This window comes from Eubacterium sp. BL-380-WT-2B (assembly GCF_009696115.1).
GTDB classification, from domain to species: domain Bacteria; phylum Bacillota; class Clostridia; order Eubacteriales; family Eubacteriaceae; genus Eubacterium; species Eubacterium callanderi.
Window position 1 is genome coordinate 614,263 of the sequence record NZ_VUMP01000001.1, and the last position, 15,876, is coordinate 630,138.

General features: G+C 49.4%; 14 protein-coding genes and 1 rRNA gene. All 15 read left to right on the forward strand.

The window, feature by feature from the left end; translation table 11 throughout:
- The first annotated feature begins 21 nt into the window (after positions 1 to 21).
- Positions 22 to 2,358 carry a preprotein translocase subunit SecA gene (gene secA / locus FYJ53_RS02875; protein ID WP_073383507.1) on the forward strand — a complete coding sequence of 779 codons (2,337 nt, stop codon included), beginning with the start codon at positions 22 to 24 and terminating at the stop codon, positions 2,356 to 2,358.
- Between the two features lie 263 nt (positions 2,359 to 2,621).
- Positions 2,622 to 3,149: a hypothetical protein gene (locus FYJ53_RS02880; RefSeq protein ID WP_073383510.1), complete on the forward strand. Its 528-nt coding sequence runs from the start codon at positions 2,622 to 2,624 to the stop codon at positions 3,147 to 3,149.
- 132 nt (positions 3,150 to 3,281) lie between these two features.
- On the forward strand, positions 3,282 to 3,752 hold the full coding sequence (locus FYJ53_RS02885) for a phage antirepressor KilAC domain-containing protein (protein WP_073383512.1): 471 nt from the start codon (positions 3,282 to 3,284) through the stop codon (positions 3,750 to 3,752).
- Entirely contained in the window at positions 3,749 to 4,372 is a 624-nt protein-coding gene (locus FYJ53_RS02890; protein WP_073383515.1) for a restriction endonuclease subunit S, read from the forward strand. The genes FYJ53_RS02885 and FYJ53_RS02890 overlap by 4 nt, the downstream gene beginning before the upstream one ends.
- Positions 4,369 to 4,569 carry a hypothetical protein gene (locus tag FYJ53_RS02895; protein WP_013382144.1) on the forward strand — a complete coding sequence of 67 codons (201 nt, stop codon included), beginning with the start codon at positions 4,369 to 4,371 and terminating at the stop codon, positions 4,567 to 4,569. Before FYJ53_RS02890 ends, FYJ53_RS02895 begins: the two co-directional genes overlap by 4 nt.
- A gap of 9 nt (positions 4,570 to 4,578) precedes the next feature.
- A complete protein-coding gene (locus FYJ53_RS02900; RefSeq protein ID WP_073383518.1) occupies positions 4,579 to 5,208 on the forward strand; it encodes a sigma-70 family RNA polymerase sigma factor in 630 nt (209 codons plus the stop codon).
- Positions 5,209 to 5,297: 89 nt separating this feature from the next.
- The gene (locus tag FYJ53_RS02905) at positions 5,298 to 5,522 is read left to right on the forward strand and encodes a hypothetical protein (protein WP_013382142.1); all 225 of its coding nucleotides are present in this window, start codon (positions 5,298 to 5,300) and stop codon (positions 5,520 to 5,522) included.
- A gap of 61 nt (positions 5,523 to 5,583) precedes the next feature.
- Positions 5,584 to 5,814, forward strand: a complete 231-nt coding sequence (locus tag FYJ53_RS02910) for a DUF2922 domain-containing protein (protein WP_073383520.1) — start codon at positions 5,584 to 5,586, stop codon at positions 5,812 to 5,814.
- A gap of 77 nt (positions 5,815 to 5,891) precedes the next feature.
- Positions 5,892 to 6,485: a D-Ala-D-Ala carboxypeptidase family metallohydrolase gene (locus tag FYJ53_RS02915; protein WP_073383523.1), complete on the forward strand. Its 594-nt coding sequence runs from the start codon at positions 5,892 to 5,894 to the stop codon at positions 6,483 to 6,485.
- Between the two features lie 800 nt (positions 6,486 to 7,285).
- Positions 7,286 to 8,551, forward strand: a complete 1,266-nt coding sequence (locus FYJ53_RS02920; protein ID WP_013382138.1) for an adenylosuccinate synthase — start codon at positions 7,286 to 7,288, stop codon at positions 8,549 to 8,551.
- A 90-nt stretch (positions 8,552 to 8,641) separates the two neighbouring features.
- Positions 8,642 to 9,754, forward strand: coding sequence for a glutamine-hydrolyzing carbamoyl-phosphate synthase small subunit (gene carA / locus FYJ53_RS02925; RefSeq protein WP_013382137.1), 1,113 nt, complete (start codon positions 8,642 to 8,644; stop codon positions 9,752 to 9,754).
- A complete protein-coding gene (gene carB / locus FYJ53_RS02930) occupies positions 9,745 to 12,951 on the forward strand; it encodes a carbamoyl-phosphate synthase large subunit (RefSeq protein WP_073383525.1) in 3,207 nt (1,068 codons plus the stop codon). Before carA ends, carB begins: the two co-directional genes overlap by 10 nt.
- Positions 12,952 to 13,150: 199 nt before the next feature.
- The gene (gene greA, locus FYJ53_RS02935) at positions 13,151 to 13,636 is read left to right on the forward strand and encodes a transcription elongation factor GreA (protein WP_013382134.1); all 486 of its coding nucleotides are present in this window, start codon (positions 13,151 to 13,153) and stop codon (positions 13,634 to 13,636) included.
- A gap of 9 nt (positions 13,637 to 13,645) precedes the next feature.
- A complete protein-coding gene (gene lysS, locus FYJ53_RS02940) occupies positions 13,646 to 15,112 on the forward strand; it encodes a lysine--tRNA ligase (RefSeq protein WP_013382133.1) in 1,467 nt (488 codons plus the stop codon).
- Positions 15,113 to 15,676: 564 nt separating this feature from the next.
- Positions 15,677 to 15,876, forward strand: a 16S ribosomal RNA gene (locus FYJ53_RS02945); the annotation flags it as partial.

Consider the following 15,876-nt stretch of genomic DNA (forward strand, 5'->3'; position numbering starts at 1 on the left):
AATTGACAAAGGAGACGTATTTTGGCAGCTTTAAATCAGATTTTCGACCCATCCAGGCGTGATGTAAAAAGGCTTCAGAAAACAGCGGACAGGATCCTGGCCCTGGAGGACGCAATGGCCGCGCTCAGCGACAGCGCCCTCAGAGATAAGACCGCGTTGTTCCGGAAAAGGCTTAAGGACGGAGAGCCGCTGGATCATTTGACCGCCGAGGCCTTTGCGGTGGTCAGGGAGGCGGCGTACAGGGCCATCGGCCTGAAGCCTTTTCCGGTTCAGCTCATCGGCGGGCTCGTCCTGCACGAGGGCAATATTGCCGAGATGAAAACCGGTGAGGGCAAAACCCTGGTGGCGGCCCTGCCCACCTACCTCAATGCCCTGGAGGGCAAGGGCGTTTTCGTGGTGACCGTCAACGATTATCTGGCCAGGCGGGACCGGGAGCTCATGGGGAAGATCCACGAGTTTCTGGGCCTGCGGGTCGGCCTTGTCGTCAGCGGGCAGACGCCGGAGGAAAAGAAAGCCGCCTATGCGGCTGATGTGGTCTACGGAACAAACAATGAGTTCGGCTTTGACTATCTGCGGGACAACATGGCACTCAGCCTCGACAGCCAGGTTCAGCGGAGCCTCCATTATGCCATCATCGACGAGGTGGACAGCGTGCTCATCGACGAGGCCCGGACGCCCCTTATTATCGCGGGGCCGGGCGGCCCCGAGAGCAAACTCTACCGCCTGGCCAACCGCTTTGTCAAGCTGCTGGGGCCAGAGGATTACGAGAAGGACGAAAAGCTGAAAGCCGTCCAGCTGACCGAGAAAGGAATCCAGCGGGCAGAGATGTTCTTCAGCGTGGACAACCTTGCCGATATTGTCAACATGGAGCTTTTTCACTGTATTAACAAGGCGCTTTACGCCCATAAGCTGATGCAGCGGGACAGGGATTATATCGTGGCCGGCGGGGAAGTGGTGATTGTGGACGCGTTTACAGGCCGCACCATGCCGGGCCGCCGGTTCTCAGACGGGCTGCATCAGGCCATCGAGGCCAAGGAAAATGTCCCGGTCAACGCCGAGACACAGACCATTGCCACCGTCACCTTTCAGAACTACTTCCGTATGTTTGATAAGCTCGCGGGCATGACCGGCACAGCCAAAACAGAGGAGGACGAGTTCTCCTCTATTTACAATCTGAACGTGGTCACCATCCCCACCAATAAGCCCATGATCCGGACCGATCATGAGGACGCGGTTTACGCGACCGAGGCGGCGAAATTTGAGGCAGTGACCCGGGACGTCCTTAAGCGTCATGAAAAGGGCCAGCCGGTTCTCATCGGCACCGTGTCCATCGAAAAGTCCGAGGCCCTCAGCGGCTATCTTCAGAGAGAAGGGATTGAGCACACCGTGCTCAATGCCAAATACCATGAGCAGGAGGCTGAGATCATCTCAAAGGCCGGCCAGGCCGGCGCGGTCACCATCTCGACCAACATGGCCGGCCGCGGCACAGACATTGGCCTGGGCGAAGGGGTTCAGGCGCTGGGAGGCTTATACGTGATCGGGACAGAAAGACATGAGAGCCGCCGCATCGACAATCAGCTGAGAGGGCGTTCGGGCCGTCAGGGTGATCCGGGAGAGTCCCGCTTTTATTTATCCCTGGAGGACCCGCTGCTGAGGATCTTCGGCGATGAGCGGATGAAAAAGCTCAGCGAGGTCATCGACCTTCAGGAGGGCGAGGCCATCACCAGCAAAATCCTGACAAAGGGCATTGAAAACGCCCAGAAAAAAATGGAAAGCAAGAATTTTGACGACCGTAAAAACGTTCTGAAATATGACAATGTGATGAACCGGCAGCGTGAGATCATCTACAAGCAGCGCCAGCAGGTTCTGGACGGCGAGAATATACACGACCAGATCCTCGCCATGGGGCAGCGTATCTTCGCCTCAGTGCTGGACATCTTCATGAGCGATCCCATCGCTGACCACTGGGATATCCAGGGACTGAAGGAGGCCCTGGGCAAATCCTTTTTTCCAGAGACCGATTTTAAGTTTGTCGATACGCTAAAGAGCCGGGAGGCGCTGGAGCAGGCTCTCGGCAGTCTTTTCAGCAGCCATCTTGAAAAACTTTCGGCCAAAATCGGCCGGGAAACACGGGACGCCCTTGAGAGAGAGGTGCTTTTAAAAGCCGTGGACATGGCCTGGATGGACCATATCGACAACATGGACCAGCTAAAGCAGGGAATCGGCCTCAGAAGCTACGGGCAGAACGACCCCGTAAAGGAATATACCAAAGAAGGCTTTGCCATGTTCGACGAAATGGTTCAGGAAATCCAGGAAAACACCATCAGGACGCTGCTGCGCTGCCAGGCGGACAGCTAGCGCCAAAAGGCCCTCAAGCGTGTTACAGAACGCTTGAGAGCCTTTTTTACGCACGACAGAAAAGGATTGCATTATTGATTGAAAACGGTTATAATTGTACTGAAAGAAGAAAATTATTCCCCGAACAGTTGGCGCGGTTCATAGGGAAACAGGACAATTAAATAAAAAACAGGGACAATTGTTGTCACCCTGAATAAAAAACACTGAAGGCTCATTGGAGCTTTTGGTGTTTTTTTGTTTGGTCTTATGGAGAGGAGTCCAGGATGAAAAAGAGAATTACGGCAAAGGCACTGGCAAAGTACATCGCGAAGCACCCCGGGGATTTTGAGGAGGTCGATACCGGATACCGGAGCAGGAACGGCGAAAAGCCTGTGAAAGAGTGGATTTATCACGGCCATAAAAAGCATGTCTGCATTCACTGCGGCGGTAAGCTTGCGGAAAAAACCCTTTCCATAAAGGAAAAAGACGGCCGGCTTAAAATCGTCAATGGCTTTTATAAGGAGGTCGAAACCGGGGACGGAACCCTCTATCTTTTCTGGGTATGCAGCAAAACCTGCCTGGAATGTGACCGTAACCAGCGGGTGTTCCCCTTTTTTATCCTGCGCTGGATGCGCGTGCTCCTATACACCGTGGCCGAAGTGCTGCATACCCTTTTTACCAGAGAGGAGCTGCGCAGCCCGGGCCGGCTGCTGCCCAGACGTGGCCGCCCCTGGCACGAGGTGCCCTTTTATGGCGAATACTCCACAGTTTACCGGTGGCGGAAGCGCTATTTTGAAAATCTATATTGTTAAATAAATAACTATCAAATTCTATTTTCGCGCTTTGTAAAAGTAAAAAATTTGTTTTAGAATGATACCTGTAAGATAAAGAGCGGTACCGAGCGTACCGGAAACAAAATCATTTTAATTTACAGGAGGTTTACAATGAATCGTAAACAAATGCGCGAAAGAAACAGGGATACGGCAAAAAAAGCAGGGGCAGGCAGGTGTGCTTCGTGCGCCCAAAAATTCCAGGCCCCGGCACAGCTCACACTTGGTGGGGCCGCCGGGCACATCGTGGTGGATATCCACCTGGCCGCCAATCCGGAAAGAAACCCCGGGCAGTGGTATCTGGGCATGGAGCCGCTTACCGAGACCAGCGCCTTTTTAAGAAGGATGAAGGCAGAGGGCATCATCATAAGCAAGCACGATTTTTTCCGCTGGCTGCGCGCCAGAGGCTACCTGAGAAAGAACGCGCCCGGCACCTTAAACCAGGTGAGCCAAAGGGCGGCGGCCATGGGAATCCTCAGAATCGGAAACCAGACAGCAGCCTGTCCGGGGCGCAGGCTTTATCTGACGCCGGCCGGCTGTGTCTATTTTGCGGACAGGCTTAAAAAGGAGGCGGCGTCCGCATGAACTACCTGACCGAGTTGCTCGCCTTTTTCCGCTGGATGGAGCAGCAGCGCCTGAGCCCTCTGCTCCAGGCCTTCTGGCATTACCTCATGTACTTTAATAACCGCGCCGCCATAAAGGGCGCCGACGGCTTCTGGTACTGGCCGGTGGAATTCCGGGTGCCCAACAAGCTGTTTCAGGACGCCCTGGGCCTTAAAAACCGCCAGGCCCTCTGGACACAAAGGCAGACGCTGATCCGGAAGCAGCGCGTGACGTACACTCCCGACGCGGGAAACCGGGCGGGACAATACCGCCTGATCCCCTTTGACAAAGGCCTGGCCCCGGCCAGCATCGCCGCCGGAGAGCGTCAGGAGCCGACGCTCGTATGGACACAAACCGCTACAGAAAGCGGACACGGGGCGCAACCGTATATAAATAATATAAACCCTAAACAGGCATCTCTGTTCTATTATAATCAGGAGGAGCCGCCCAATACCCACAGCATCCACGGCTTTAACCTGCTCCCGCCGCTCACCGAATCCGAGAAAGCCGCCATCCAGGCCCTGTATCCCGGTGACAGTGTGGCCGCCTTTAACGCCATGTGGGCCGCGAGAGAGGCAAAGCAGAAAGGAGAAACCACATGAACCGATACGGCACCGGACCCGGTCTGGTCCGCAGAAAAAGAAGCTACATGGTCGAGGCCGAATGCCTTATGAAAGCCGGCTTTTACGCCCGCAGCGCCGAGGAGGCCGAGGACCTGTTTAACGACCTCAGCGCCGCCGTCGAAGACCGCTTTCCCGGCATTGTGCTTGAGATTACAGACGTCTATGAGGACGAATAGGAGGCTTATTTGAGTAACTACAAGGTGATTGACGATTTGGTAAAAACCTGTAAAAACGGGCAAGAATATCCGGACGGCAGCCCGGAAAGAGAAAGCGGCAGTACCGCGGGACAGCTGCTGGTCATGGCCTTCAGGCCGCTGATACTAAGCACCCTCAGCCGCTCAGGGATCCATGACGACCAGTTCGAGGACGCCTTTCAGGACGGCGTCATCGCCTTTATGGAGGGCCTGAAAAAGTTTGACCCCAGGCGTGGCGCCAGCTTTAACGCTTTTATCCAGGCGCACCTGCGCCAGTATTACAGAAAGTGGCAGCACGGCCAGTTTAACCATTCCGTCAAACCCGATACAACCCTTGACGATCAGGTGCCGGGGAGACAGGGCCTGACCTATGCCGAGGTGCTGCCCGATAAAGCGACAAACCTCGAGGCCGATTATATCCAGCGCGAGGAAAAAAGCGCGAGCCGGAAAAAGCTCGCCAGGGGGCTGAGCCGCTTAAGTCCCAGCTACCGCAGCGTGCTGGAAAAGCACTACTACGAGGGCATGACCCAGACCGAAATCGCCGAAACAGAAGGCATCAGTCCCCAGGCGGTAAACCAGCGCCGCGACCGCGCCTTAAAAAAAATAAAAAAAGTTTTGTGAAAAGCGTTGATATTTTCAAAAAAAAAAGTATGTATATAGTGTAGGGCAAAACGCCACACAAAATACAACCCCAAAAAGGAGAAATACACATGGCAGTCGAAGAAAACCTGAAGGACACAAAACTCAAAGTAAAGGTAAACTATGGCGAAAAAGAAGGAAAAATTGAACGCGGAAGCAAAACCTACGGCGACGTCAGGCATGACGCCACCAAGGAACAGCTGGACAGTGCCTACGGGCACATCATTTCCATGCAGGAGCCCATTGGCGAGGGCTGTGAGCGCATCACCGCCAGCGACATTACAAAAACCGAGTAAAAAAGAAAGCACACAGCAGCCGAAAACAGATAAAAGCAAGGATAAGAAAAGGAGATAAACCATGGCAATAACCACAAAAAAAGACCTGAACCTGATTTTTACCACCGAAAGCGGTAAAGAGTACCGAATGACCATCCCAGACTACCGAGAGGGCATCACCGATGCGGAGATAAAAACAGCGGCGGCCGGCATCGTAGCCGACAACATCTTCCAGCCCGAGGGCTTCGCCCTCACCAAGCTGTCCGGCGCCAAGCGCGTGGACACCACCACTACCGACGTAGCCGTTGAGTAAAAAGGGGGCGAAAGCCCCCTTTTTTTAGTGGATCGTTGAGGATCCGCCATCCACACATTCAAGAAGGGAGAACCCAAATGAAAAATTTTTATAAAACCATCAGCCGAAGATTAATCCTCTCAATTCTGATCCTGATTTCCTGCGTTTTTCTCACAGGGCTGGGCTTTGCGCTGGAGGAGGTACCGGATAAAGCGCCGCAGCCATCAGCTTCGGAAACAGAGCCGCAGGGGCCAGAAACAGCCGTACCAGCGCCGGAGCCACAGGAAACGCCTCAGGACGGGGCCGTCATCGACCACCCGCTGCCCGAGGACCCCATCCTCACCGACGGCCCCTGGGCCTCGGCCCACTTTCTCATGGACGAGTATGCCTGTGACTGCGCGGGCTACTGTGACGGCTGGCCCGCAGCCATGGACCAAGAACTTTTAGAGAAAATCGAGGCGCTGCGGTGTTATTTTGACCAGCCCATCATCATCACCTCAGGCGTTCGCTGTGAAAGGCGCAATGCGGAGGTGGGCGGCATTGCGGCCTCCTGGCACCTGTCCGGTCATGCGGCCGACCTGTACTGTCCCGGCGTGCCCTATGACGAGGTGGCCGCCGCGGCCCGGGCGCTGGGGCTTGGGGTCATCGAGTACCCGGATCAGCAGTTTGACCACTGCGAAATCTGGCGTTGAGGAGAGGAGGGAATCAAAAACAGTAAAACGCTGAAAGACAAAATAGCATACGAAAAAAACTATTAGCCTGAAAAAACAAATAAGAATTGCATATTATTTCAATCTATTCTATAATAAAGGATATAGAAATAAAAATTGCGGCATCCGTACTGTGTCACTACCACAATACGGCAATGCGGTGTCTGGGCACCACACCTCCTGAGGAGTACCGCAAAGTTAATTATATGCTATTTTCTTTCTTTATTCAATAGCTGTTCTTAATTTTGTGTTATTGTTGAGTTTTTTCTTGAACTTTCTTAACTGTGTGTGGGTAGCTGCCATGCGCAGTTTTTATTTTCCGAAAGGACGGACGGATAATGGATAGCTTTTGCTCATTCGCTCCTGTCGCGTCTGCTATGCGGAAGAAATCCTGACATTGTTTCTTTTAAGCCACGATCCGGTGGAGTAGAGGGGAAGAGACAACGTGTAAGAGGCTGTGAAACCACAGCCTCCTTTTTTATGGCGCATATTTTATGACACATATAAATAGGTAGCCAGATGGAACCGCCGGCCCGGCCGGTTCATAAATAACTATGCAGTGCCCGTTTTCAAAAAAATCGTGGGCAAATGGTCTTCCGGCCATATTAAATGTTTTCAAAATTGTCTTAAGGCTCAGATTTTGAGAGGTTTTTAGAGACAAGGAAAAAATTATGTGGTATAATATGTGCGGTCTCAAAAGAGATGCATAAATTATGTATGAATATGCAAATGAATCGAATGATATAAGGAGCTGCTTCTTATATTGAGGAAGGAATGATACAATGTCAATTTCTGTATTAGTTGGAGCACAGTGGGGCGACGAAGGTAAGGGCAAGATGATTGACTACCTGTCAAGGGACTGTGATCTAATCGTCCGTTTCCAGGGCGGTGATAACGCCGGACATACGGTTATCAACGAGCACGGTGTGTTCAAGCTGCATTTGATTCCAAGCGGTATCTTTAATAAAGGTGGCGAGTGCTTGATCGGTACCGGTACCGTGGTGAATCCGGATGTTCTGGAAGATGAAATCAAACAGATTGAAGATGCCGGTGTCAGAATGAGCGGACTGAAAATTTCCGGTAAGGCGCATATTTTAATGCCGTATCATCAGAAACTGGATGAGCTGATGGAAGTAGCCGGTGGTATCGGCACCACCAAACGCGGGATTGGCCAGGCTTATTCCTATAAGGCTTTGCGCAAAAACCTGCGTTTTGAGGATTTACTCAATTTAAATTCTGCAAGAAAGAAGCTGGAGGCCATTCTTCCGGTGATTAACAATCAGATGAGGGCCTATGGCGCTGAGGATTATACGGTCGATTTTCTCTATGAAAAATGTGAGAAATGGGCAGAGCGCTTTGCATCCATGATTGTGGACCCGATCCGTTACCTGCACAGCTATATTGACGCTGATAAGAATATATTATTTGAAGGCCAGCTGGCTGCCATGAAAGATATTGATCTGGGGATTTATCCCTATGTGACATCGTCTAATCCAACAGCGGCTTATGCGGCTGTAAGCGGCGGTTTTTCGGCTAAAAAAATTGATCATGTCATCGGTGTGGCCAAGGCTTTTTCCAGCGCTGTAGGAGCAGGACCTTTCCCGACAGAGGAATTTGAAGGGGACATTGACCTGATCCGGGGAAAAGGCGACAAACCGGATGATGAGTTCGGGGCCAGAACCGGACGTTCCAGACGTTTGGGCTGGTTGGATATCCCGGTGCTTAAATATACAAATTTAATCAACGGATTTGATACGCTGGCATTGTGTAAAATTGATAAGCTGGATAACCTTCCAGAAATTAAGGTGTGTGTCGCCTATGAGCTGGATGGTGAGGTCATTGACTATTTCCCGAACACCGAAGAGCTGGAACGTGTAAAACCGGTTTATGAAACACTGCCGGGCTGGATGTGTTCCACCAAAGAAATCCGGAGGCTTGAAGACCTGCCGGAAAATGCGAAAAAATATATTAAGACAATTGAAGAGCTGGTCGGAACCACTGTTGGTTACGTCGGCGTTGGCCCAGATCGCGAAGAGTTAGCTGTTTAGGGAAACGAAATATTTTAAAGAGGATAATGCTGCCTGCATTATTCTCTTTTTGTAAGTATAAAAGTTGAAGGAAAAATAGAGGAGGAGAAAATGTCTTATTTTAAACGTGACAAGCGCGCCTGCATTTTGCTGTCGGACGGAACGGTTTTCGAAGGCTACAATTTCGGCTGCGAAGGCACCACCATTGGGGAAATTGTCTTTACAACCGGAATGACCGGATATCAGGAAGTCCTGACAGACCCGTCCTATTATGGACAGATCGTGCTTCAGACCTATCCGCTTATTGGAAATTATGGGGTCAATAACGACGACATGGAGTCTGAAAAGAGCTGGGTAAATGGCTACATTGTAAAGGAATGGTGCGAAGAGCCATCAAACTTCAGAACCACAGCCACTATCAATGACTTTCTTGTAAAGCAGGGGAAAATCGGTATCTGGGATATTGATACCCGCGCGCTGACACGCAAGATCCGCGAGTTTGGTACCATGAACGGCGCCATCACCACCGAGGATGTATACGAGAAAAGAGAGGAGCTGCTGGAACAGATCCGGAGTTACAAGGTTGTCAATCCAGTACAGGTTGTAACTCAGAAGAAAAAGGGATGGTTCTATACCCGTGAAAACCGCGCGAACCATGTCGCACTTATGGATTATGGCTACAAGCATAATATCCTCAGAATGCTTTTGCAGCAGGGCTGTAATGTGACGGTTATGCCGGCCAGCTCGACAGTCGATGACATCCGAAGACTGAATCCGGACGGTATCATGCTGAGTAACGGACCTGGCAACCCTGAAGACAATGTGGAAATCATTAAAAACATTCAGGACTTTATCGCATATGGAAAACCGATTTTTGGCATCTGTCTGGGACATCAGCTGCTGGCGCTGGCAATGGGTGGGACAACCCGCAAAATGAAATACGGACACCGCGGGCTGAACCAGCCGGTTAAGGATTTATCCAAGGACCGGGTCTTTATTACCAGCCAGAACCATGGCTATGCCGTTGAAAGTATTCCAGAGGATGTGGGAACGATCTCTCATGTCAATATGAATGACGGCAGCTGCGAGGGGATTGCCTATAAAAATATACCTGCCTTTACAGTGCAGTTTCATCCAGAGGCCAGCGCAGGCCCCAATGATACAGGATATTTATTTGAACGTTTTTCGGATTTAATGGAAAGGGGACAACAGGGATGCCTTTAAGAAATGATATTAAGCGTGTACTTGTCATCGGGTCTGGCCCGATCGTGATTGGCCAGGCGGCAGAATTTGACTATGCCGGTACTCAGGCCTGTAAAGCCTTGAAGGCAGTTGGCCTTGAGGTTATTCTCATCAACTCAAACCCGGCCACCATCATGACCGATAAGGCAATGGCCGATAAAATCTATATCGAGCCATTGACGCTGGACGTTGTTAAACGGGTTATTCTTCTGGAAAAACCAGACAGTATCCTCTCTACCCTTGGCGGACAGACCGGTCTGACCTTATCCATGCAGCTTGCAAGGGAAGGCTTTTTAGATGAACATAACGTTAAGTTGCTGGGAGCTAACGTCGAGACCATCGACAAGGCAGAGGACCGCCAGGAATTTAAAGATATGATGAAGGAGATCGGAGAACCGGTTATTCCTTCAAAAGTTGTTACAACAGTTGATGATGCCCTGGATTTTGCCTCTACCATGGGCTACCCTGTCATTGTCCGTCCGGCCTTTACATTAGGCGGAACCGGCGGCGGGATTGCCGATAATCCTGAACAGCTTCATGAAATTGCCACCCACGGCCTGCGCTTATCACCGATTACCCAGATTTTGGTTGAACGTGGTATTTCAGGCTGGAAGGAAATCGAATTTGAAGTCATGCGTGACAGCAAGGGGAATGTTATCACGGTCTGCTCCATGGAAAACTTTGATCCAGTCGGCATCCACACAGGCGACTCCATCGTTGTAGCGCCATGCCAGACATTGAGCGACAAGGAATACCAGATGCTCAGAACCTCTGCCCTTAAGATCATTTCTGCTCTGGGTGTAGAGGGCGGCTGTAACTGCCAGTTCGCACTGGACCCGGAAAACTTCAATTACGCAGTTATCGAGGTGAATCCGAGAGTATCCCGTTCTTCAGCGCTGGCTTCAAAGGCAACCGGTTACCCGATTGCCAAGATCGCATCGCTTATCGCTGTGGGCTTCTCACTGGATGAAATTATAAATGACATCACAGGTAAAACACCAGCCTGTTTTGAACCAGTCATCGACTATATTGTTGTTAAATTCCCGAGATGGCCCTTCGATAAATTTGTTTACGCTAAGCGTACCTTGGGTACACAGATGAAGGCAACCGGTGAAATCATGTCCATCGGTAACAGCTTTGAACAGGCGATGATGAAGGCCGTTCGTTCGGTTGAGCTGGGCTTTGATACCCTGAGCGTCGAAAAATACCGTGAGGCCCCGGATGATGAAATTATGGAAGCGGTTGGCCGCAAGGATGATGAACGCTGCTTCGTTGTCTATGAAGCCCTGTACCGCGGGCTGGATATGGAAAAAATCTGGGAAGCCACCCAGATTGATATGTGGTTCCTCGACAAGCTCCGCCACCTGGCAGTGATGGAACGCGACCTCCGCGAAAAGGGCCTGAGCGATGAACGTGGTATGGAACGTCTGGCGGTGGCCCGTGAGCTGGGCTTTATGGATTCCACCATTGAGCGCCTGACTGGTGAAAAGATCCCGACAGGCAGACAGTATGCTTCCTTTAAAATGGTTGACACCTGCGCTGGAGAATTTAAGGCTGAAACACCTTATTTCTATTCTACGATGGATAAGGAAAACGAAGCGGAAATTTTCCTGGATGAGCACAAAAATGATAAAAAGAAGATCCTTGTATTTGGCTCTGGTCCGATCCGTATCGGCCAGGGGATTGAGTTTGACTACTGCTCAGTCCATTGCGCCTGGGCGTTAAAAGAACTGGGCTATGAGGCGATTATCGTCAACAACAATCCAGAAACCGTATCGACAGATTTTGACACCTCAGACCGTCTGTATTTTGAGCCGTTGACAGCAGAGGATGTGCGCTCAATCGTAGAGACGGAAAAGCCTGACGGCGCCATCGTCCAGTTCGGTGGACAGACAGCCATTAAGCTGACAAAACATTTGGATGAAATTAACGTTGGCATCCTGGGGACAGACCCAAAATACATCGACGCCGCTGAAGACCGCGAACTCTTCGATGATCTGCTGGAACGCTGCGCTATCCCGAGACCAAAGGGAGAAACCGTCTATACAACCGAAGAAGCTGTAAAAGTGGCAGAACGGCTGGGCTTCCCTGTGCTCCTGCGTCCGTCCTATGTTCTCGGCGGTCAGAATATGATCATCGCCTATGAAGAAGCCGATGTTATGGAGTACATGAACATTATTACGGAACATGAGCTTGAAAATCCTGTGCTGATCGATAAGTACCTCATGGGCACAGAGGTAGAGGTCGATGCGATCTGTGACGGAACAGACTACCTGATCCCGGGGATCATGGAACACATTGAAAAAGCAGGTGTTCACTCCGGGGACTCCATCTCGGTTTATCCGCCGCAGACATTGTCTCAGGAAATTAAGGATACAATCATTGACTATACAGGCAAGCTCGCCAAAGAGCTTCATGTTATCGGCCTTGTAAATATCCAGTACGTTGTCTATGAGGGAGAAGTTTATGTCATCGAGGTAAATCCGCGCTCTTCAAGAACCGTACCATATATTTCCAAGGTGACCGATATTCCAATGGTTAACCTTGCAACCCGGATTATGATGGGGTCAACCTTAAAGGAAATGGGCTACACCTCCGGGCTTCATCCGGTTAAAGACTGCGTGGCGGTCAAGGTACCGGTATTCAGCTTTGCGAAGCTCCAGGATGTCGATACCCAGCTTGGACCAGAAATGAAATCAACCGGTGAGGTTCTGGGCGTTGGAAAGAAATTCGAGGATGCTGTCTACAAAGGGCTCGTAGCTGCCGGATATAAAATGGAGCGCACCGGCGGGGTGCTTCTGACCGTGCGTGACCGCGATAAAGACGAAATTGTGGATATCGGACGCCGTTTCCATGAAATGGGCTTTAAGATCTTCGCGACTGTCGGCACTGCGCTGGTACTCAATGAAAACAATGTGCCGGCAAAGGTTGTTAAGCGTATGGCAGAGAAAGCGCCTAACATTGGCGATCTTTTAGAAAGCGGTCAGGTAACCTATGTTATCTCCACCTCTACAAAAGGTCGTCAGCCAGAACAGGATGAGGTTAAGATGCGAAGAAAGGCTGTTGAAAGCTCCATCAGTCTGCTAACTTCTCTCGACACCGCCAGAGCGCTGCTCAATTGCCTGGAATCCAATAAAACAATGGCCGATATTGACCTGGTAGACATCAATACAATTTAGTGAAATATAAAATCAAACAGTCCGAAAGCCACCTGTTTCAGGTGGTTTTTCGATAATATCCGTAAAATTGTATACAAAAGACGTAAAATCAAATGGTTGACTTGACAGAATCGTCTAAAAAAATTATAATATCAAACATGATTTTAAGTAATACGTATGGAATTAAATACATTCTGTACAAAATAAAGGGGAAACAAAAATGACTGATCATTTGAATGAAGAATTAGTAATGACCCAGGAGGGTCTTGATAATTTAAAGAAACGTTTAGAGTACTTAAAAACCGTTAAACGTTACGAAGTTGCGGCGCGTATTAAAACAGCCAGAGAATATGGCGATTTGAGTGAAAATGCCGAATACGATGAAGCGAAATCCGAACAGGGCTTTGTGGAAGGCGAAATTTCTGAACTTGAAGCCAAAATTAAAAAGGTCAAGGTCATTGATGATAATGACATTCATACCGAGGATGTCGGTGTCGGCAGCATTGTAAAAGTGAAGGATCTTGAGTTTGGCGACACCGAAGAATATAAAATTGTCGGTTCAGCAGAATCCGATATTGCACAGAATAAATTATCGAACGAATCACCTGTCGGCAGAGGCTTGATTGGGGCCAAAGTCGGGCAGGTTGTGACCATCCCGATTCCGGACGGTGAAGTTCAGTATGAAATTTTAGATATCAGAAGATAGGAGAGCCCAGTGAGCGAAGAAAATTTAAGTGAAGTACTAGCTGTCAGACGTGAAAAGCTGAAGAAGCTTCAGGAGGAAGGAAAGAACCCCTTCGAGATGACACGTTATGACGTGACTGCATACGCAGATGATGTCAATGAAAACTTTGAGGCCTATGAAGAAAAGCCAGTTTCTATGGCGGGCCGTATCATGTCTAAAAGAGGTCAGGGAAAGGTCGGCTTCTATGACCTTCAGGACAGCACCGGAAAAATCCAGATGTTCTTAAAAAAGGATTTGCTGGAAAACTATGATGAAATCAAAACCTATGACATCGGCGATATTGTCGGTATAAAAGGCGAGGTGTTCAAAACACAGAAGGGACAAATTTCAGTTCGCGTAAAAGAGCTGACGCTGCTTAGCAAATCTCTTCAGATTTTACCCGAAAAATATCACGGGTTAAAGGATACTGAGCTGCGCTATCGCCAGCGCTATGTCGATTTGATTGTAAATCCTGAAGTTAAAAATGTTTTTATCCTGCGTTCTCAAATCATCCGCAAGATCCGTGAGTTTTTAGACAACCGCGGCTTTATCGAAGTGGAAACACCGGTTTTATACAATCTGGCAGGCGGTGCGAACGCCCGTCCCTTTGTGACCCATCATAACGCTCTGGATATTCCGCTCTATATGCGTATCGCTCTGGAATTACCCCTTAAGCGCCTGATTGTCGGCGGCTTTGATAAAGTATATGAACTGAGCCGTGTGTTCCGTAACGAAGGCATGGACGCGACCCATAATCCGGAGTTCACCCTGCTTGAAACATATGAAGCCTATGCGGATTATGATGATGTAATGAATATGGTAGAAGCGTTGTATGGATTTTTGGCAAAAGAAATCCTTGGCACGGATACCGTGGAATACGAAGGCCATGATATTTCATTGGCAGCGCCTTTCAAACGTGCAAGAATGGTAGATCTGGTGGAAGAACACACCGGAGTTAATTTTGATGTTATGACCGATCTGGCAGAAGCACAGGAAGCGGCGAAAAAGCTGCATGTAGACGTAGAAGATAAACACTCCATCGGCGAAATCATTGCCGAAGTTTTTGATGAATATGTGGAAGATAAGCTGATTCAGCCTACCTTTGTAACCATGCACCCGGTAGAAATTTCACCTTTATCTAAACGTGAACCCACCGATCCGAGATATACTCAGCGTTTCGAGCTGTTTATCAACGGTGCCGAATGTGCCAATGCGTTCTCTGAGCTCAATGACCCCATTGATCAGAAAGGCCGTTTTGAGGCGCAGGTGCAGAAAAAGGCTGATGGCGATGATGAAGCGCACCCGTATGATGCAGACTTTATCAATGCGCTGGAAGTGGGCCTTCCGCCCACAGGAGGCCTTGGAATCGGTATTGACCGTCTGGTTATGTTGTTTACAGGACAGCACAGCATCCGTGACGTCATCCTTTTCCCGACCATGAAGCCATTGGATGATTAATGAAAAGACCAAAGGACTGGCAGAATCGCCGGTCCTTTTTTAATAACAGAATCATGTAAAACGTCCAGGTTAAAATAAAATCAAAAAAGATTAAAATAAATGTTAAAAAGCGCTTGACAAAGGGTAAGGTCCGGGGTATACTAAGTAAGCTGTCTTGGAGAGTACAGCACCGCAGGGCTTTCAGTCCGGCGCTTGAGGAATTTAAAAAATAAATTTTAAAAAGTGCTTGACAGAACAAAGGTAACGCGGTATACTAAAGAAGTTCGCTTGAGAAAGCCGAACAAAAACTTTAAATTTTCTGAAGAGAATCAGCAGAGTGCAAAGCGCGCGTTTAAACGCGTGAGGGACCATGCCGATGCATGTGACCGAGCAAGAAAAAACGGGCAACGCAGCAATCAGATGATTGTCGAAAGAAAAAAAGGGTCATAGAAAAGAGAATAGTACCATAAAACCTGAAATTCCAGCTGATGAAAATCAGCAAAGGATAAAACGCAAGTGCGATGAACACTTCAAAAAATCATCAAATGAACCAGATCAAGAAGCCGAAAGGCTAACGATAAACTTTTTATTGAGAGTTTGATCCTGGCTCAGGACGAACGCTGGCGGTATGCTTAACACATGCAAGTCGAACGAGAAAGTTTTGAATGATCCTTCGGGTGAAATTAGAACTGGAAAGTGGCGAACGGGTGAGTAACGCGTGGGTAACCTGCCCTATGGAAAGGAATAGCCTCGGGAAACTGGGAGTAAAGCCTTATATTATGGTT